Raw genomic sequence first — 19,554 nt, forward strand, 5'->3', positions numbered from 1 at the left:
TCATTTTTCAAGAGAAAAGGAGTCGATCACCTTTCCTGACTGGTTTACGGCTTTGAATTCCAGCTTTTTGTTAGTGGCATCAATCCTGCCAAAATGGTGCTCACGGATAAGTTTGTCCATAATAGGAAAATCTTCTTTATTCCCTTCAGACTCCAATCCCCCTCCGGCGCCACCAAGAATCAAAATGGCAGTCTTTCCATTTGGATGATCCAAGATCAACCTTTCATAATCATGGGTATGGCCCGAAATCACCAGATCTGCCATGCCGGATTCCCAAACCGGTTTCAACAAATTTTCTATGCTTTGCTCCCCATGATACCCTATCCAACCTTGACTGAAGGGTGGCTGGTGAACCAATATGATTTTCCAGGCAGCATCTTTCCATTTCTTGGATTTGATTTCCTGTTGAAACCATTCGAATTGCTCCGTATTGGCCGGAATCCCGACAGGAAAGTTTTCATTGGGGTCCAAAGCGATAAATGCACAAGGCCCTGATTGCCAGGAATAGTAATTTTTTTGGTTGTCTGCTTTGAGGACTTTTTGGAAAGGCTCAGGAATCCAGGTTTGATATGAACCATCATAATCATGGTTTCCTGGAAGTAAATAATGGGGAACAGCAATAGGGGAGAGGTACTGGAGCAATTTTTGGTATTCACTTTCAAGTCTGCCGTTTCCTACCAAATCACCGATTCCTACGGTGAAATCAGGATTTGCCTCTTTGATCTGTTCAAGGATTTTTTCAAACGATTTCCATCCTCCTTGGCTGTCTGCCCAAAGTGCAAAGCTGGTTTGGATTTTCGATTCCACCGAATTGGAAGTGTAGATAGGAGATTTGGTCTCTGACATCTCAAACCTGTAATGTTGGATTTTCTCATTGGGTAAAAATGCAGAATAGACTCCATCATCTTCAATCGCTAAAGTAGAAAGATGCAGGTTTGCCGAATCCTTACCATAAAAAATCCATGATTCATGTCCCTTTTCTCCTGTCCACCTGAGGAGAATTTGGTCTTTATCATATGGTAAAATAACCGGATCAGAAAACCAAATGGGATACCTTTTGGATGTCATCTCATCAAAATCAACCTCTTTCTGCCATAGCATATGCTTATCCTCCCTAACCTTCCCAAACCATTCTGAATCAAAGTTTATAGTGGCTTTTTCCCAGGTTGCAATCGGAATCCATTTTACAGTTCCAAGGCCGCCTGCCACAGCATTGTTAATCACTCTAATGGTAATTTTTCCATTGGTTTTAGGGATTTGATAGACATGATTTTTGTCAGGAAGGATGGGATTGTCATCTACCCAAACCTGTTGTCCATCGTCTGCACCAACTATCAACACTCCATTTTCCAGTTCAAAATCTCCGGAGTACCAGATGTTGGAATTGGGAGTTTGGATGCGGTGCGGAAGGTTTATTTTCAAGCCTGATTTCAGATTTGGAATTTCTGCTCCTATTCCTTTCAAAGTGTCCCAACCATGGAATTCCCAACCTATGGACAATTCATGGATTTCTTCTTTTGGTACAAAATCCCAAACAGAACCCATTGGCTTGTCTTTCCAATAGGCCATAAGGGAAGAAGAAAAAGTCGGTTTTATTTCCTGCTCTTTTGGCTGGCATCCACTCAAAATAAGGAGTAAAATGAAAACCTTGAATCTCATTTTCCCATGATTGCAGGAATGACTTCCCCTGCTTTTGTGACCGGATATTCAAATCCCAACAATTCCACCATCGTCCTTGCCACCTGCATGGCATAGATTTGCCCGTCTTGCCTGACTTCACCTAGTGCAGGTGTGTCAGGCCCTATTGCAGCAATCCAGATTTCATCTGAATTTGGTGTATTTACTGAGTGGCTCTTCCAGTTCTCTTTGGGATAAACTCCCCGGCCATGGTCTGTCATGATGATCAAAGTGGTCTTACCTTTGTATTGTGTGTCATTTTGTACAAAACCCCAGATCTCACGGATGTAGGCATCGGTCTGTCTTGCAGAAAGGAGATATTGGTCATACCGGTCATCGTGGCTGTAATCGTCAGTTTCCCCATATCCTATATAAAGGACTTTTGGCTTCCTTGTTTTCAACTCCTCCATCGCATAATGGTGGGTAAAAAAATCCAACCTCACACCGCCCCAAGGACCACGAATCTCATCTTGTGCACGGTTTAGGAAAGTCTCGATTTCAGTCAGATTTTCACCTTGGGCTTTTTCAAATCCTGCATTTAGTTTCAATCCGTTCCTGTCTCTGTTGAGGATAGCAGGGAACACATCCCAAGATGCAAAAGCTGCAATCCTATTTTCAAAACCTTGCTGCTTCTGGAGAAATTCCAAGAAATTAGGGTTTGGGTTATTTTCTTTGCTGTTACTATTGATGCGCTCATCGTCTGGATATCCTGCAAAAATCTCATTGTAGCAAGGTTTGGAAAATACCATCCTGTTTTTATCATTCACTTTGCTGCCAAGTTTTCTGTTGCCATGCAACTGTCCTTCCTTTGCAATGACCTCCCAAAAAAAAGGCATCAAAGTTTCCCTTCTGACTTTTGGGTCGAGGTGCCAAAAGGTTTCAGTGAGTTTTTCGGGATCCTGTGCGTATTGTGTATCCACTACCAAAAGAGAGTCTGCACCTGAAAATACCTCCTGCCATCTCAAACCATCCAAAGTGATGAAAATCAGGTTTTCAGTTTTGAGATTTTGAGCTGAACTTTCCCGAATCAATCCCAAGAATACCAATCCGATCAAAAGTAAATTTTTCATACGTTAAATGTGTCTTGGTTTTGGATAAGGTTTCCCATCTGCGGATCTGTTTTTGAAGGCAAGCCGGTTTCTATTCTTCCTGCAAGTCTTCTTTCAAAGGATTCGTTGTCTTGGATTTTTAATGCATAATCGTACCAACCAAAACTTTTCTCGGTGTCCAATGTGATCGTTTTCTCTGAGTTTGGATTAAGGGATATTTCAGTCCTTACTTTGCCGTAGGCTTGGTCTTCCAGGATTAGGTCAAGATTTTTGACTTTATCGTGGTTATGGATTCTGAGAATAAGCTTGGGATTTTTCGGTTCTTTGAGGTCGTATGTTGCATTGACCTCGACCAAAGTCTCATTTCTCATTCCTTTGAAGCTTCTGAAAAATCCATTTGGGCCATAGGCATCCAAGTGGTAATGTCCATTTTCAAAATTGACCAATGGCCATTGGTAATCCAGGTCTGTCCCCGGCTCTAAGGCAAAAGACCAGACTTTCATAGGAAGCCATTTGCTGTTTTCCAAATATTTGGCAGGAGCATAGACCTGGAAGGGTACGCCTGCTGTCTTTTTCCCAAATACATTATCAGAATTTTGAAAAACTATCCTGAATGATTGTTGAAAGAAATCCATTCCCCCATCAAGGTATAATTCATAAGTGAGCGCATTGGAATTTCTTGTTCCGGCTTCCTGCTTAGGTAGGACTTTGGATTTCCGTCCCGCTTTTTTGACCGTTTGGATTTCGGTTGAGGTAAGGGGCCCGAAGTTGTCAGGCAGGTTTTTGAAACTTGCTTGGTGGATCATTTTCATAAATTCTTGCTGTACTACGGGTTTTGGAAATTCAATTTTCTCGCCATTATAGGGTCTGAAAGCAGAAGTGAGGTCACCACAAACGGTCCTTCTCCAGCTACTGATATTGTCTTCTATGATGTCTTTTCCTGTTTTGTGTTTCAGAAATTTCTCCAAAAACATCAGCGAAGAGGTTAGATCACAGACTTCTGAGTTGACCCAGCCACCACGTGTCCAAGGGGAGGCGATAATCAGCGGAACCCTATATCCCAAGCCAATCGGACTTTGTCGGGCATTCTTAGATTTCATCCCAGGTTTGGAGAGTTCTTCCTCCATGGTGACAAATTCGTCCTTGGTTTCGATGCCTCCTGTTACTTTTCCGGAATTTAGATCTGTGGGATGCGGGGCTACAAAAGGAGGGATATGGTCAAAATATCCGTCGTTCTCATCATAATTGAGTATAAAAATGGTCTTCTTCCAGACTTCAGGATTTTCGGTCAGGATGTTCATTGCCTCGGAGACATACCATGCGCCATACCAGGGGGCCGATGGATGGTCAGAGAATTTTTGCGGGGCAACCAGCCAAGATACCGTTGGGAGTTTTCCTTCTTTGACATCTTTGCGAAATTCATGGAGGATGTCGCCTTTTGGGATTTTTGTTTTGAAGGCTTTTCCATCTTTTTCATATTCCATCCATTCTGTCTGGTGAAAATCCGGATCCTCTGAATTGATCGTAAAAGCTTTTTTGTGGAGGTTTTTCTCTGTTTCAGAAAGCTTGTCAAAGTTGTCCGGATGATACTTCACTAAAGTTTCCTGGACATATGCCAGCTTTGCTTTGTTTTCCTCCATTGCTTTTTCTATTCCATCGACGGGATTGGATTTCATCCTATGCTCTAGCTGGTCGATGGATTCTTGGAGTTCTTTTTCTGCTTTTTGTAAAAATGGGTAGTGGCTTTTGGCAAAACGAACATGGTATTGCTTGAACCATTCCAGGTTATTGTCTGTGAAGTTGGCTAAAAATGATTCGTCTTCGTCCTCTAAGCCTGATGACAAGCTGATTTCATTTTGGTAAACTCTCCATGATACACCGTTTTCTTCCAGTCTTTCAGGATAAGTCTTCCAATCCACTTCTTTGGAATAGGTGGCTTCAGAGTTGCGGACAACAGAAAAGCCGTCTTTGGGATTCCTGCTTTTTCCGGTCCAAAAATACATCCTGTTGGTAGTGGTACCGGTCAGGGCTGAGCAAAAATGCTGGTCGCAAACTGTAAAAGCATCTGCCAATGCATAATAAAAAGGGATGTCTTCTCTCTTATAATAGCCCATGGTCAAAGGCACATGGCTGAATTCCTTGTTTCCTGGTCTTTTGGATTCTACCCATCCATCATATTTTCCTTCATTCCTTGCATCAACCTGATTTTCCCAAGAGTGGGGAATGTCACCCATCCAGGTGGCTTTGGTATTTTGTATATCGAGGTGAAATGGCTTGTAGGTATTTCCTGCTTTGTCAGGTTGCAGCCATACGGGCAAGCCATTGGCAAGCTTGATCGCTCTTGGGTCATTGAATCCCCGGACTCCCTGAAGTGAACCCAAGGCATGGTCAAATGACCTGTTTTCCTGCATCAAAAAAACAATGTGTTCGGCATCTAAAAAAGTCGTGCCGGCTTCCGGACTGATAGCCATGGCTTTTTGGATGGCTGCAGGGATTCCTCCCCAAAGCGCCATACTTCCTGAAAAAATTGCTGCCTGCTTGAGAAATTCTCTTCTGTTATTTTTCATGGGTATTGTTTAAAAATCCTGCCTGTCCCGGTATCCGGAACAGGCAGGAATCTATCATTTTTCAATTAAATTATCTAGCTAAATCCCACCAAACCCTGGTAGAGATTCTGTCTTCACCTTGCCTTGCTAGTGCAGCTCTGTAGTTGTCTTCGTTCAAAGCCTGCACAGAAGAAGGATACATAAACCTCCTTGGAACGTTTGGTTCAAAAGCGGCCGGTCCGGGTACAATTGTTGGGATACCTGTTCTTCTCCAATCGTACCAGTTTTCCAGACCTGAGAAATAAAGGGCAATCCATTTTTGGGTACCGATTTTCGCAAGTTTTTCAGCTTGAGTTCCTGTGTAAGCTACACTTGGTTGGGTAAAGTATTCTGTTCCAACCATGAGTCTGTCAGCGATTTGTGGAAGATTTACTAATCTGTATCTAGCTTCGTAGTAGTCAAATGAAGCGTTGATGCCATTTAGGTAATATTCCTCAGCCGAACCTGTGCTGATATAATCTCTTTCTCTAGCTTCTGCAAGGAGAAACTGTAATTCTGAGAAATTCATCAATATGGTTTGGTATCCTGTTGGGTTTGCACGGGGAGTACAGGCAGAACATGCCCATAGGAAACCTACCCTTGAAAGGAAGTTGGAACCTCCTTTAGCGGGGTCACCGGAAGGGGAATATTGCAAAGCTTCTTCGTCTGAAAGCCCATTGGGTACTCCGCTATAATCATCAGGGTTACCGACTACACCCGCTCCGGAGGCATTGGTAGGCTGTGCATATGCAAAAAGCCTTGCGTCATTGAGTCCTTTCAAGGTTAATTCCATGTTCTTGCTCAACCTGTACTCGTCAAAAGAACCTGAACGGGTTGTGTATAGATTGTGCTGATTGGGTACGTCCGAAAGATGCTGGAGCACCCCATGGTCATCATTACCTGTGAAAATCGGAAACTGTGCCGGATTTGCTAGAATTTGTTGCAATTCAGCAGAAGGATTTTTTCTCAAAGAAATCCTCATCAAAACCCTGATGCGAAGTGAGTTTGCGAATTTTTTCCATCTGACAATATTTCCACCAAAAAGGATATCCCCCCGAACAGCTTCATTGCTTGATCCAAGAAGGTCGTTTGCTTCCCTCAAATCCTTCAAAATACCTTCATAGATGGCTTCTTGTGTATCAAACTCCGGGTAGTTGATACCGTCCTTTGCTTGGGTGGCCTGTGAATAAGGTAACTCACCATAGGCATCTGTCATGAAAGAATACTGAAGAGCACGTACGACTTTGGCTATTCCGACATAATTATTCTGGCCAAGGGGCTCAGAGATTTTGATGATATTGGTAATGTCCCTTTGAGAATTGTAAAAACTGCCATAAGGATCGCCAAAAGGTCCCCAATTGTAACGGTCCTCATTAGTAAACTGGATTTTGGCAGTATACTGCATGACCACATTTCCGATTCCCCATGCCTGACCTGCATGTTGGTTGGCGGTTGTCCTGAGAATCGTCGGCAGTAAAAGAGAAGAAGGGACAGTTTCCGGTGAATTGGGATTGCTGTTGATTTCTTCAAAATCACTTGTACAGGCTGCAAACCAACCCAATTGAAGGGCTAGGAAGGCAGTGAATAGTTTTTTGATATTGGTTTTCATAACAATATATGTTCAGAAATTTTTCTGGTTAAAACTTAAGGTTGATATTGAAACCGATACTTCTCGTAGATGGGAAGGACATATTTTCAACTCCAGGCTGGAGGGTACCTCCAGACATGGATAAGGTTTCTGGATCGAAGTGTGGGTTTTCGGTCCACAAAGCAAGGTTTCTGGCAACAAGGGAAATTTTGATATCCTCAAAAGGTGATTTTCTGATCAATTCTCTAGGGATATTATATCCAAGAGTTACCTCTCTCAGTTTCACATAAGATGCGTCATATTTTGCAGCCTCCACATTATTTCGCTCGTAGTACCTGTTGTGCCAGTTTCTGGATGTGATTTTGATGGTATTGGGAGTAAATGTGCCATCTGCATTTTGGATGACTCCAGGGCTGATGATTCCGTTGCCTTCCACAGAAAGGTCATACCCGTTTTCTCTTCCAAGAAGGGTTTCTTCCAATTGTCCCGAAGTGCTTCCGATGGTTTTGGTTCTTGAAACTACAATTCCTCCATATCTGATGTCAAACAGGAATCCGAGGTTAAAATTTTTGTAGGTGAAGTTATTTTGGATACCAAGCATCCAATCAGGATTGTAATTTCCCTGAAGTTTCAATTCCGAATCCCTCAAAGGAGTTCCTGTGCTGTTATGGATGATTTGTCCAAAATATGGGCTGTTTTCATCTTCCACTCTGGCAAAGCCGACACCATAGATATTTCCCATTCTTTCTCCGATCCTTGCCTGTACAAAGGCTCCGTTTCTCTCTGTCAAGGTGTATGTATCAAGACCTTCAGTCAGTTCAAGGACCTTGCCTCTATTTCTTGTAAAGTTTGCCACAATATCCCAACGGAATCCGCTTTGCTTCTTAATTGGATTAGCAAGCATGACGATCTCAATACCTGAATTCTGGATTTTTCCTGCATTGATGATTCTGCTGTTATACCCTGTTGCGATGTCCAATGTGATCGGGATGATCTGGTCCCTTGTGACATTATCGTAGTAAGTGAAGTCAAAACCCAACCTGTTTTCGAAAAACCTCAAATCAAGCCCAAATTCAGTAGAAGCTGTTCTTTCAGGCCTCAAATCTGCATTGGAAAGCACTGAAGATTCTGTCTTTGCTTGGTCAGAACCCCATGCTACTTGGTTGTTGAACACATTGGTCAAACTGTAAGGGCTCGTATCATTACCGACTTCTGCATAAGCTGCACGTACTTTTACCAAACTGACACTTTTTGGCATCTGGAACATATCCGATACGATGGCACTCAAAGTCGCAGATGGATAGAAATAGGAGTTGTTGTTTACAGGCAATGTTGAGGACCAGTCATTTCTTCCCGTGATGTCCAAAAACAGGATGTTTTTGTAACCAATCTGTCCAAAACCGTAAAGAGAGTTAATTTTTTTGGTGCTGTTAAACTGAGAAGTCTGGAGTGCAACTGCCGTATTGGTGAAGTTGTATATTCCCGGGATAAGAAGCTCAGGTGCCACCACCTGCATGAATCTGTTTTCTTGAGACATCAGGTTGCCACCAAGTGCAATATTGTAAGTCCAGTTCATGTTTCCTGTTTCAGAATAAGAAAGCAAGAAATCAGAGTTTCTTTCCATAAAATAGACATTGTCTTCTCTGTAATTTCCTCTTGGAAAACGCTGTGTGGAGAAAGCCCTTTTTCTGTCTCTCAACTCATTGTAGGTATCCAAACCGGTCCTGACCATCAAGTTCAGTTTTTCGGTGATTTTGTAATTAAGAGAAACGTTTCCAAAGACCCTGTCTTTCTGTTGTCCATTGGTGTTTTCAAAAACGTTGAAATAAGGATTGTCGTGGTAGTTGTAGTTATAGTTAAACTGCTGAACTCCTTCCAAGCCCGGCATCCAATAGTCCCTCAGGTTACCGGTGTTCAACTGACGGCCATACCAAATCCACAGGTACATCAGGTTTTCTGTACCATAACTGATGTTTGGCCTGTTGCCTGAATTTGTGTTTTGGTAATTGAAAGTTGAGTTCAGAGTGAGTTTATCCGGAACAATGTTGATTCCGGTATTCATTGCTAAAGTATTCCGCTTCAAGTCCGTATTTGGCACAATTCCTTTCTGATCAAGGTTGGTCCATGAAAAACGCACATTGGCTTTATCATTTGCAGCGCCGACTGAGACATTGTTTGCCAAAGTCACTCCGGTCTGGAAAAAATCGTTAATGTTATTCGGTTGGGATACCCAGGGAGTAGGAGTAATTGTACTTCCTGTAGGAGCATTCAAATCACCACCTCTAAAGCCCGGAATATTTCTTGGTGAATCAAATTGGGGAATAAGTAATCCCTTGTCCAATTCAGGACCCCAGCTCTCATCTACGCCGTCCGCAATTCCTGAGCCGGCACCATCCACAAAAGAAAACTGGCCGTTATTGCCTTGGCCATACCTGTCCTGCCATTGCGGCATTACCAATGGACTGTCAAATGTTGTATTGGAATTGATCGTCACTCCAAATCCTTTTTTGCCTTTTCCTGTTTTGGTGGTGATCAGTATAGCACCGTTTGCAGCACGTGAACCGTACAAGGCTGCGGCAGCTGGACCTTTCAATACAGTCATTGAAGCGATATCATCAGGGTTGATGTCACCGGCAGCATTTCCATAATCCACTTCCTGGTTTCCGCTTCCTGATGAACCGGTAAGGTTATTACTGATAGGAATTCCATCCACTACAAAAAGAGGTTGGTTAGCATTGATGTTCAAAGAAGATTCTCCACGGATTGTTACCCTGGTGGATCCCCCTAAACCACTTGAACCGTTTGTTACATTGACACCGGCCACTCGACCGCTAAGAGAATTGAGCACGTTGGTTTCTCTGGCTTCAGAAAACCTATCTCCATCCACGGTCTGTACGGCATATCCCAAAGCTTTGGCATCACGCTCCATGCCAAGTGCAGTGACCACTACTTCTCCGATTTCAATCCCTTCTTGTAAAGTGATATTGATGATGGATGAATTACCGACAAGTCTTTCTGTTTTTTCAAATCCAATAAAGGAAAAAACCAGAGTGTCGGAAGGGGTAGTCATTAAATTATACAAACCATCCAGATCGGACACGGTGCCTCTGTTGGTGCCTTTGACCAGTACACTTGTACCGGGTAGCGGTTGCCCTGCCGGGTCAGTAACTTTTCCTTCGACCCTTTTTTCTTGGGCGATGGCTGATAGTGTCAATCCAAAAAAGAGGACCAACATCCATCCGACGCGCTGTAATCTTGCCGTTTTCATGTTGTTTTGGTAGAAATTTTTGATATAGTTTGATTTAAAAGTTTTACCAAAGCTAAACTTTTGAGTTTTTTTACCGGTTAAGAAATGGTTAACTTAAGGTGAATTAATTTTATGTTAAATGATTAAAAAATGCCTTTTTTCGATCAAATATCAATATTTTGGAGATAATATTGGAGGGTAAAAAAGATGTAGTGTTTAGTAAAAGTTAGGTTTTTGTTAAATAAAAAAGTATATAAATAGTAAACAATAGGGAGGAAAGGATTAAGTACCTGAAAGTACTAAGTACAATGTACCAAGTACTAAGTAGCTAGACAGTGAGAAGTAAAAGGTAAGAGGAGCAGGAGGTTTAAAAAATTGGAAGGTTCCTGGGTTGGAAAAGACTGTGGTTTGGAAGTTGCAAAAGAATTGAGTAAGTATATGTGAAATTGATGATAAATAGGAATACCTCATTGCTATTCTATCATTCCGTATTATGGTTATAATCTCGCACGTTTCGGGCTGAGATAAACTAGATTAAGGATATTCAGTTAACCATATAATCAATTAACCAATTAAACCCAAATCAGTTAACCAATTAATCCTTTAGCCAATTAACCAACAACCTCACCTCGCCACCTCAATTTTCACCTTGCTCTTTTTCAGTTTCTCATTACGGATTTTGTCAAGGGTTTTTTCGACTTTCGATCGTTTGACAGCCACATAAGAAGAAAAATCCAGAAGTGTAATCAACCCGATATCCGATGTTGTCAAGCCTCCTTTTTGTGTGAGCAAACCCACAATGTCGCCTTTGGAGATTTTATCTTTTTTGCCAGCACTGAAATACAGGCATTCAAAGGATGATGGCTGCACGGGTGCCAAAACCTCCGTCACAGTTGTTTCCTCAACAGATTTGTCAATATAATCAGGCAGAACTTCATCATTTGCCAAAATCAGGTAGCCGTTGCCTTCAGCATGCATCCTTGCGGTTCTTCCATTTCGGTGGGTAAATGCATCTTTTCGTGGAGGCAACTGATAGTGAACCACGTGCATGATTTCGGGAATATCGAGGCCACGGGATGCCAGGTCGGTTGCGATCAGGAGATTGTAAACTCCACTGCGGAATTTGATCAAGTTTTTTTCTCTGTCAATTTGTTCCATTCCTCCATGCAGGACCCCATGTTCAAATCCATTTCCGGTCAGCAGCATACTGATCCGGCCCACCGCATCCCGATGGTTGCAAAAAACAAGGCAGGGTTCATTCTGAAATCCCGCCACCAAGCGCATCAAAACCTGGACTTTTTCCTTACTCGAAGTATGGACAAGTTTGAGTTCAAGTTTGGAATCTTCCTCATCCTTCAGGTAATTTATAGTAGTTGGATTGCTGAAAGGCAGGAAGTCAGGCAATCTCTCCAAAACCGTAGCTGAAGTCAGTAAATGTCGCTGTGTCTGGGTCTTCAGGCCACGGAATATAATCCTCAACTGCTCATGGAAACCCATTTGCAATGACTTGTCAAATTCATCCAAGATGATCATTTTGATTCCTTTTGTATCAAAAGATTCCTTCTGGACATGGTCCGAAAGTCTTCCCGGCGTTCCAATTACCACAGCAGGCGCTTCGCTGAGGCTGTTTTGTTCGACCTTCATGGCATGACCGCCATAGACAGTACTTACTTTGAAAGGAGTTTTCATCCCCTTAAAAACTTGCTCGATCTGTATCGCCAACTCCCGTGATGGGACGATGATCAGGGCCTGGACTTCCTTTAGGTCTTCCTGAAGTGCATCCACCAAAGGAATCAGGTAAGCCAATGTCTTCCCCGAACCGGTAGGTGCCAAGAGCATGATATTGTCGGTTTTGGCAGCACTTTCTATAAAGTCCGATTGCATTTCATTTAATGCATCGATAGACAGGTTTTTCAAAAATCGGGAATGGGAGGAGGCGGTATTTTCTGACATGGGGCAAAGGTACGGAAATAAAGTTTGGAGGAGGAGGGAGTAATTAGGTATGGATGGAAATTAGAATCTTTTACTTCCGGGGAATTTCTTTTTGGAACACCGGTGGGGAGGAAGAAATTTTACCGGTCCGGCGAGGCAAATTGTGGGCGAGGATTAAAATTACTTGTCCCGATGATTATCGGGATTGGTTACTTTTTGTTTCAAGACAAAAAGTGACACATGAAGAGAACTTCAAAAATTTGATTTAATGATTATTTTAGCTTTTTTGAATAAGGAAAAACCCCAACCTATGGACCGAAAACTCATCTTATATATCGCTATGAGCCTGGATGGCTATATTGCAAAGAAGGACGACAACATTGATTTTTTGAATATGGTCGAAGTTCCGAATGAGGATTATGGCTATGCAGATTTTTTGCAGGGCATAGATACAGTCATTTGGGGAAGGAAGACATTTGATAAAGTCCTGTCATTTGGAGGTGAATTGCCGCATCAGGACAAAGAAGTGTTCGTCATCTCACGGACAAGGAAAAGGAAAAATGGACATATTCAATATCATGATAATGTCGTGGACTTGGTCAAAAACCTAAAAAATAAGAAAGGAAAGGATATTTATTGTGATGGAGGTGCGGAGATTGTATCTGAATTGCTACAAAACAGCCTGTTTGACACTGTCATTGTCAGCGTCATTCCCCACTTGCTTGGAGATGGTATCCGCTTATTCAAAGAGGGGAATATCGAGCAAAACCTCCAATTCAAAAGAGCCATCAGCTATCCTTCGGGATTGGTGCAGTTGTGGTATGAGGTGAAAAAGGAAAATCCCTGAAAAGCGTAAAGGATTAGCGTTTAATTCATTCACTTCAATTGGTGGAAAGGTGATCTGAAAAGGAATTACTTTGTCTGCTAGCCTTTTTTCTACATTAGATAAATGAAAATTCCCATCTTGTATATTCCATACTCCAACCCAAGTCAAACCATGAAAAACCTCCTCCTTTTTCTTTTCATCTGTTTCTGTTTTATACAACCCTCATTTGCCCAGCTAAGCAGTCAACCTGTCCGCATGGCGATGATGGGACTTTCGCATGGGCATTCACCCTGGATTTTCAATAGAAAAGACAAAACTGATGTGGAATTGGTGGGGATCTACGAACCTGATGCAGCCCTTGCAGCAAGTTATGCCAAGCGCTACAACATGGATGAAAAACTGTTTTTTACCGATGCCAAAGCCATGCTTGATGCGGTGAAACCGGAAGCAGTATTGGCTTTTGGTTCCATTTATGCCCATTTGGAAGCCGTGGAACTTGCCGCTCCGCGGGGAATTCATGTCATGGTGGAAAAGCCCCTGACCTACTCTCTCGAACAAGCCAAGAAAATGGAAGCTTTGGCCAAAAAACACGGAATCCATCTCCTGACCAACTTTGAGACTTCCTGGTATGCAAGCACCGAAAAGACCTACCAATTGCTTCAGGACAAGGAAGCCTATGGCCCGATCCGCAAAGCTGTTTTCCATCACGGACACAGAGGTCCCAAAGAAATCGGGGTGGGGAAGGAGTTTTTGGATTGGCTAACGGACCCGGTTCAAAATGGGGGAGGAGCGTTGGTTGATTTTGGTTGCTATGGTGCCAATATCATGACTTACCTGATGGAAGGGAGAAAGCCGATTTCCGTCACAGCCATCACCAATACCTACAAGCCGGACATTTATCCCAAAGTGGATGATGAGGCGACGATCATTTTGGATTATGGAGATGCGCAGGCGATCATCCAAGCCTCTTGGAATTGGCCTTTTGACAGGAAGGACATGGAAGTCTATGGCAAAACCGGTCAGGTAATCAGTGAAAATAAGTCCAAGATGCGGACACGAACTTGGGAAAATCCTGAGGAAAAAACCTTCGAAGTTCAACCTGAGGAAGTTGGGGTTTATGTAGATCCTTTTTCCTATTTCGCAGATGTGATCCGGGGCAAAATCAAAGCGGAAGACTACAACCTTTATTCTCTGAACAATAACATGATTGTCGCAGAAATCCTCGATGCAGCTAGGAAGTCAACGGAAAAAGGGGGGACGGTATTTTTGGGGAGATAGGAATTTAGATAGATTAGATTTAAAAAATTCTTTTAGTTTTATGGGATTTCTTACCTCAATGTTTGGGAAAGTATCCTGAATTGGAATGCTTTCTCTTACTGTTGGACAAAGAAAGATGTTAGCGGTAACCTTAGACGACCAACATTACGACAATGACGGACAAGAAAATTGACATAGACCAAATGATGATTGACGAGTGGCGACAGCTTGGTTTCTACTACGACCTTGACGAGAGACTTGGCGTAAACCAATGGAGATTTTACGGTAGCAAAAGCGGACTTCAGAATTTCGTAAAACTTCTTGACGATTATACGAACAGCCCAAGTCGGGACATAGTTTTTGAACACGACCATTACGGACCATATATGTATTTAAAAATTATTACGCTTGACGACCAAGCAATAATTACTGACAACGCTATAGGTGGGACAATTGCTGACTTGAAAAAATTAAGAAAAATCATTGCTGACAAACTAAGCAAAGCAGAGCCTGGACAAACTTTTAATATTGACAAGGACTACGGAATAAACAACACAGTTACAGCCAAGTTTTTTGTAATGGCTGACAACTTTGATCCCGTTTCAATGGATGAACTAATTGTATCTGGCCGACAAAAAATAGTAAATCATAAACACTCCCCTCAGGGTCTGGATTAACGTTTGATGTTAGGGCTAGGTGTAATTTGTAATTACACCTTTATATTTTTTGGAATTCGTAATTTTCCTAAAAAGCAGCTTTTTTAAGAATCTTATCTTTCGACCGAAAACGAAGGAATTTTTTCGTGTCAATATTGTATCAAATCGTATCATTTTGCAAATGTGGGTTCAAATTGATTTTTATTGCATAAAAAAATAGTAAGCCAAAAAACATAAAACGATTAGTCCTAAAATAAGGTAATAAAGCCTGGTAATCGTTTTGGAAACCGACCTTCTCCAAAATCTATGTGCCCTGGATTCCACGTAGAGCGTGGGGTTCCTTTTTTCCAGACTTACATCTTGAGGAGCATAGGGGTTTTCAGCCATTTTCTTGCGGCCTTTTCTGAGGTTCTTATTGTCCTGAATCGATTGATTCATCTGTGACATCATCCCTTCCGCACCCATAAATTTTTGTTAATTAGTAATTAGAAAATAAGCCAAGCAACCCATAATCACAAATCCCAAAGCCACACAAACCCATTTGGTCAACCTGATTGCAGAATTTTTTCTCTCAAATCGGTGGTCGATCAATTCTTTGGTATAGGTTGAATTTCTCTTTTCAGCCTCGATAGATTTTGAACTATAAGGATTGTCTCCCAATTTACTTCTTCCGGACTTGATGTTCTGGTTGTTTTTCAAAGAGGAGAGCATGTTAAATACAGATGTTCCGCCTGACATGTAAGTTGTTTTTTGGTTCTAATTTCAATTAAAGAAAAAAACAGTTAAAAATGAAGGATGAAGGAGTGATTTTTTAGGTCAACAGGCCACTGTCGACTGACCACCGAGAGGTAGTATCATTTAATATCAATGAAATATCCATTCCATTTCAAAGATTCTATTTCACCTTAATTTCAAAATCAATATCGAGAAGCATTTTCTTTTATTTATTTTTGAACCATGACTTTGACCAAACCTAACCTATTGCCTTTATTGGAGAATTTGGCTACCCAATTAGAGGGGGAACTCAGATTTGACGCACTTACCAAAACACTTTATGCCACCGATGCTTCCGTATATCGGGAGATTCCTTTGGCTGTCGCCTTCCCAAAATCAGAATCCGACATCCAAAAACTGATCCTTTTCGCTAGTCAAAACAAAACTTCCCTGATCCCAAGGACAGCGGGAACCTCACTCGCAGGACAGTGTGTTGGCAACGGTATCGTGGTGGATGTGGCAAGAAACTTTACCAAAATCCTGGAATTCAACAAAGAAGAAAAATGGGTTCGCGTGCAGCCGGGCGTAGTCCGCGACGAACTCAACCAATTTTTGAAACCCCACGGATTGTTTTTCAGTCCGATTACTTCCACCGCCAACCGTGCCATGATCGGCGGGATGGTGGGGAACAATTCCTGCGGGACTACTTCGATCGTCTATGGGACGACGAGGGACAAGGTCATGGAGTTGAAAGTTTTTTTGAGTGATGGCTCAGAGGTAGTATTCGGGGAACTGACCAAGGAAGAATTTGAAGCAAAATGCAGGCTCGATACCATGGAAGGGCAGCTTTACCGTCAGGTCAAACAGGAACTTTCCAATCCGGAAAACCAAAAAAACATCGAAGAACAATTTCCAAAGAAAACCATTCACCGCCGCAATACAGGCTATGCAGTGGATGTTCTATTGGGTTCTGAAATTTTTACAGAAGATGGTGGAAAATTCAATTTCTGCAAGCTATTGGCTGGTTCGGAAGGAACATTGGCCTTTACCACAGAGATCAAAATCCTCTTGGATCCTGTTCCGGATCCATTGGAAATCGTAGTGGCTGCGCATTTTGAGTCCATCCACCAAAGCATGAAAGCCGCGCAAGTGGCGATGAAGCATCCTGCGACTGCCGTGGAGCTGATGGACAAAATCATATTGGACTGTACCAAAGAAAGCATTGAATATAGCAAAAACCGCTATTTCGTCGAGGGCGATCCGATGGCATTGCTGATGGTTGAATTCACCGGAAAGACTGAATCTGAGGCAAGGGAAAAAGGAGACAAATTGATTGCCGACCTGAAAGCTGCAGGTTTGGGATATGCCTATCCCGTGATCGGACCTGATCTTACCAAGTCAGCTTGGGCTTTACGGAGTGCAGGTTTGGGCCTGTTGGCGAATATTCCCGGCGACCCAAAAGCCGTGGCATGTATTGAAGATACAGCCGTGGACATTGATGATCTGGCGGATTATATTGATGAATTGGATGAAATATTGAAAGGATTCAACCAAAATCCCGTTCACTATGCCCACGCCGGTGCAGGGGAAATCCACATGCGTCCGATTTTGGATTTGAAGAAAAAAGCAGATCAGGAGGAGTTTTACAGGATTTCGGAGGCTTCTGCCAAGTTGGTCAAAAAATACAATGGTTCCCTCAGCGGCGAACATGGAGACGGCCGTGTCCGTGCGCCATTTATACCGATGATGGTGGGTGAGGAAAATTACCAATTGCTCCGCAGGGTAAAATACACATGGGATCCTGATAATATATTCAATCCCGGCAAGATTGTGGACACAGCACCGATGAATACTTCATTGAGGTATGAAGCCGAAATGGTGACTCCGGAGCAACACACCCTGATGGATTTCAGTGCAGCAGGGGGCATTTTGAGGTTGGCGGAAAAATGTAACGGTTCAGGTGACTGCCGCAAACTGCCGGCATCGGGTGGCACGATGTGTCCAAGTTATCAGGCTACAAGAAACGAAAAAGATACTACCCGTGGCCGTGCAAATACTTTACGTGAGTTTTTGACTTTGGACAAAAAAGAAAATGCCTTTGACCATCCGGAGATCAAGGAGGCCTTGGACCTCTGTCTTTCCTGCAAAGGATGTACTGCCGAATGTCCATCCAATGTTGACATGGCCTCGATGAAAGCGGAATTTCTTTATCAATACCAAAAAACCCACGGAGTTCCTTTGCGCTCCAAAGCCTTTGCCCATATCAATGAACTGAATGGATTGGCGGCAATCCTTCCCGGTTTAGCCAATTTTACTTTGTCTAACGGAATTACAGGAGGATTGATGAAATCGGTATTGGGAGTTGCTCCAAAAAGGAATTTGCCTGAAATCAGTAAGGTAAGTTTGAGAAAATGGTATAAGAATAATTACAACAAACTTCCCGGAAAAACACCTGTGATCAAATCTTTGTACCTGTTTATAGATGAATTTACCAACCATAACGATACCCAAATTGGAATCACGGCGATCAAATTGTTCAAGAAGTTGGGTTATGAGGTGAAGGTAGTGGACCACGAGGAAAGCGGCCGTTCTGCTTTGTCCAAGGGTCTACTCGAAAAGGCAAAGAAACATGCAGAAGCCAATGTGAGGGTTTTTCAGGATATTATCGATGGAGATCATCCTCTGGTTGGAATTGAACCTTCTGCTATTTTGAGTTTTAGGGATGAGTATCCAAGGATCGTAGGAAAAGATTTGGTCGAAGGGGCAAAGAAACTGAAGTTCCACACCCAAACCATAGAGGAATTTATCGGAAAGGAAATTGCTGCAGGAAACATCAAATCAGAATCCTTTACTGAAGAAACCAAAAAAATCAAGCTTCACGGGCATTGTCATCAAAAAGCCTTGTCTTCCATGACTTGGACGCAGAAGATGCTTTCCTTACCCAAGAATTATAGTGTCGAAACAATTCCTTCAGGTTGCTGCGGCATGGCAGGGTCATTTGGCTATGAAGCAGAGCACTATGACATCAGCATGCAGATAGGGGAGATGGTTTTGTTTCCGGCTGTCCGCAAGGCGGAAGAGACAACTCTAATTGCGGCACCGGGAACTTCCTGCCGTCATCAGATAGCAGATGGCACAGGCAGGAAAGCCAAACATCCGGTAGAAGTAATGTGGGAGGCCTTAAAATAAGAAACAGACTATTTTGTATAAAACAAAACCGGGACAATGGCTTAAATAACCTTTGTCCCGGAATCTACTGAAGCTGAAATTGTGGTTACGGTTTTTTTCAGAGTACAAAACTCCGGTTAAAAAATGAATGCTATTGCCTTACTTGATTGATTTCAAAGTCTCTATGAGATCTTTTTCTGGAAATTCAGTAGGCTGATTTTTGTTATATGCTGCTATCAGATACACATTATTTTGCCTGATGCAAAAATACACCTGTAGATTGGGCTTCTCCCGGCTTTGTCTCCCCATAGACCTGTAAGCCAATTTTATCTTGAAAAACTGGTTTCCAAGCGGAGTTCCGGTGTCAGGGTTTTCCTCTAATCTTTCCAATAATAATTTAAAGTCGTGGCTGAAGGAAGGATGTTCTTTAATTAAGTTTTTTAGCTCTTTTTTAAAGTTATCCGTGCAAAGGATGTTAAAGTTCATTCAATAAGTCTTTAGCAGGTTTAAGTTTGATTTTACCTTCAAGATGTTCCTTGATTTGACTGACGGCCTCAGAAAGGTTCTCAGGGAGTATGATGACTTTTGGTTCTTTTACAGGTAAAGGAGCTCTAGGAGGTCTTACCCTTTCATACTTATATAGTTTCTCCTCTACTTGAGGGGAAGTTGCATTACCATCCCATATTTTTTTGGGTGGAGGGGTTTTTGGATGCAGAATTTTGACATACTTAAAGTTACTGAGCACCTCAAGGAAAAATTCTGCTTTTTCGTCTTTTATGCTGATTTCAATTTTCATATTGTTTTATTAACATTTTTTTTTTTTGAATTTTGACAATAAGAATAGTAAAAAAATAA

At 42.3% G+C, this 19,554-nt stretch carries 13 protein-coding genes; 4 read left to right on the top strand and 9 right to left on the bottom strand.

From position 1 onward, the window contains the following. The 6 genes from NK987_RS08230 to NK987_RS08255 all read right to left on the bottom strand — a co-directional run bounded on the left by NK987_RS08230 (position 1) and on the right by NK987_RS08255 (position 12,099). Complete coding sequence (locus NK987_RS08230) at positions 1 to 1,659, bottom strand: metallophosphoesterase family protein (RefSeq protein WP_259263460.1); 1,659 nt, start codon at positions 1,657 to 1,659, stop codon at positions 1 to 3. Then, positions 1,656 to 2,747, bottom strand: coding sequence for a phosphoglyceromutase (locus NK987_RS08235; RefSeq protein WP_259263461.1), 1,092 nt, complete (start codon positions 2,745 to 2,747; stop codon positions 1,656 to 1,658). Before NK987_RS08235 ends, NK987_RS08230 begins: the two co-directional genes overlap by 4 nt. Further along, on the bottom strand, positions 2,744 to 5,293 hold the full coding sequence (locus NK987_RS08240) for a phosphocholine-specific phospholipase C (RefSeq protein ID WP_259263462.1): 2,550 nt from the start codon (positions 5,291 to 5,293) through the stop codon (positions 2,744 to 2,746). Before NK987_RS08240 ends, NK987_RS08235 begins: the two co-directional genes overlap by 4 nt. 70 nt (positions 5,294 to 5,363) lie before the next feature. After that, positions 5,364 to 6,920, bottom strand: coding sequence for a SusD/RagB family nutrient-binding outer membrane lipoprotein (locus NK987_RS08245; protein WP_258422540.1), 1,557 nt, complete (start codon positions 6,918 to 6,920; stop codon positions 5,364 to 5,366). Positions 6,921 to 6,948: 28 nt separating this feature from the next. Beyond that, entirely contained in the window at positions 6,949 to 10,167 is a 3,219-nt protein-coding gene (locus NK987_RS08250; RefSeq protein ID WP_258422541.1) for a SusC/RagA family TonB-linked outer membrane protein, read from the bottom strand. Between the two features lie 603 nt (positions 10,168 to 10,770). Then, the gene (locus tag NK987_RS08255) at positions 10,771 to 12,099 is read right to left on the bottom strand and encodes a DEAD/DEAH box helicase (protein WP_259263463.1); all 1,329 of its coding nucleotides are present in this window, start codon (positions 12,097 to 12,099) and stop codon (positions 10,771 to 10,773) included. Between the two features lie 289 nt (positions 12,100 to 12,388). Here NK987_RS08255 and NK987_RS08260 point away from each other — a divergent pair, with 289 nt between their 5' ends. The 3 genes from NK987_RS08260 to NK987_RS08270 all read left to right on the top strand — a co-directional run bounded on the left by NK987_RS08260 (position 12,389) and on the right by NK987_RS08270 (position 14,838). Continuing rightward, the gene (locus NK987_RS08260) at positions 12,389 to 12,925 is read left to right on the top strand and encodes a dihydrofolate reductase family protein (protein ID WP_259263464.1); all 537 of its coding nucleotides are present in this window, start codon (positions 12,389 to 12,391) and stop codon (positions 12,923 to 12,925) included. Positions 12,926 to 13,075: 150 nt separating this feature from the next. Further along, on the top strand, positions 13,076 to 14,182 hold the full coding sequence (locus NK987_RS08265) for a Gfo/Idh/MocA family protein (protein ID WP_259263465.1): 1,107 nt from the start codon (positions 13,076 to 13,078) through the stop codon (positions 14,180 to 14,182). 152 nt (positions 14,183 to 14,334) lie between these two features. Continuing rightward, on the top strand, positions 14,335 to 14,838 hold the full coding sequence (locus NK987_RS08270; RefSeq protein WP_258422545.1) for a hypothetical protein: 504 nt from the start codon (positions 14,335 to 14,337) through the stop codon (positions 14,836 to 14,838). A gap of 453 nt (positions 14,839 to 15,291) precedes the next feature. Here the strand turns inward: NK987_RS08270 and NK987_RS08275 are convergent, their stop codons facing one another. Continuing rightward, positions 15,292 to 15,555 carry a hypothetical protein gene (locus tag NK987_RS08275; protein WP_259263466.1) on the bottom strand — a complete coding sequence of 88 codons (264 nt, stop codon included), beginning with the start codon at positions 15,553 to 15,555 and terminating at the stop codon, positions 15,292 to 15,294. 219 nt (positions 15,556 to 15,774) lie between these two features. Between NK987_RS08275 and NK987_RS08280 the strand changes: the two genes are divergently transcribed. Continuing rightward, on the top strand, positions 15,775 to 18,720 hold the full coding sequence (locus tag NK987_RS08280) for an FAD-binding and (Fe-S)-binding domain-containing protein (RefSeq protein WP_259263467.1): 2,946 nt from the start codon (positions 15,775 to 15,777) through the stop codon (positions 18,718 to 18,720). Between the two features lie 138 nt (positions 18,721 to 18,858). Here NK987_RS08280 and NK987_RS08285 read toward each other — a convergent pair whose 3' ends face one another. Both NK987_RS08285 and NK987_RS08290 read right to left on the bottom strand, forming a co-directional pair. After that, positions 18,859 to 19,185, bottom strand: coding sequence for a hypothetical protein (locus tag NK987_RS08285; RefSeq protein WP_259263468.1), 327 nt, complete (start codon positions 19,183 to 19,185; stop codon positions 18,859 to 18,861). Continuing rightward, positions 19,175 to 19,495, bottom strand: coding sequence for a hypothetical protein (locus NK987_RS08290; protein ID WP_259263469.1), 321 nt, complete (start codon positions 19,493 to 19,495; stop codon positions 19,175 to 19,177). The genes NK987_RS08285 and NK987_RS08290 overlap by 11 nt, the downstream gene beginning before the upstream one ends. Positions 19,496 to 19,554: the final 59 nt, after the last annotated feature.

This window comes from Aquiflexum gelatinilyticum (genome assembly GCF_024813435.1).
In the GTDB taxonomy this organism is placed as follows: domain Bacteria; phylum Bacteroidota; class Bacteroidia; order Cytophagales; family Cyclobacteriaceae; genus Cognataquiflexum; species Cognataquiflexum gelatinilyticum.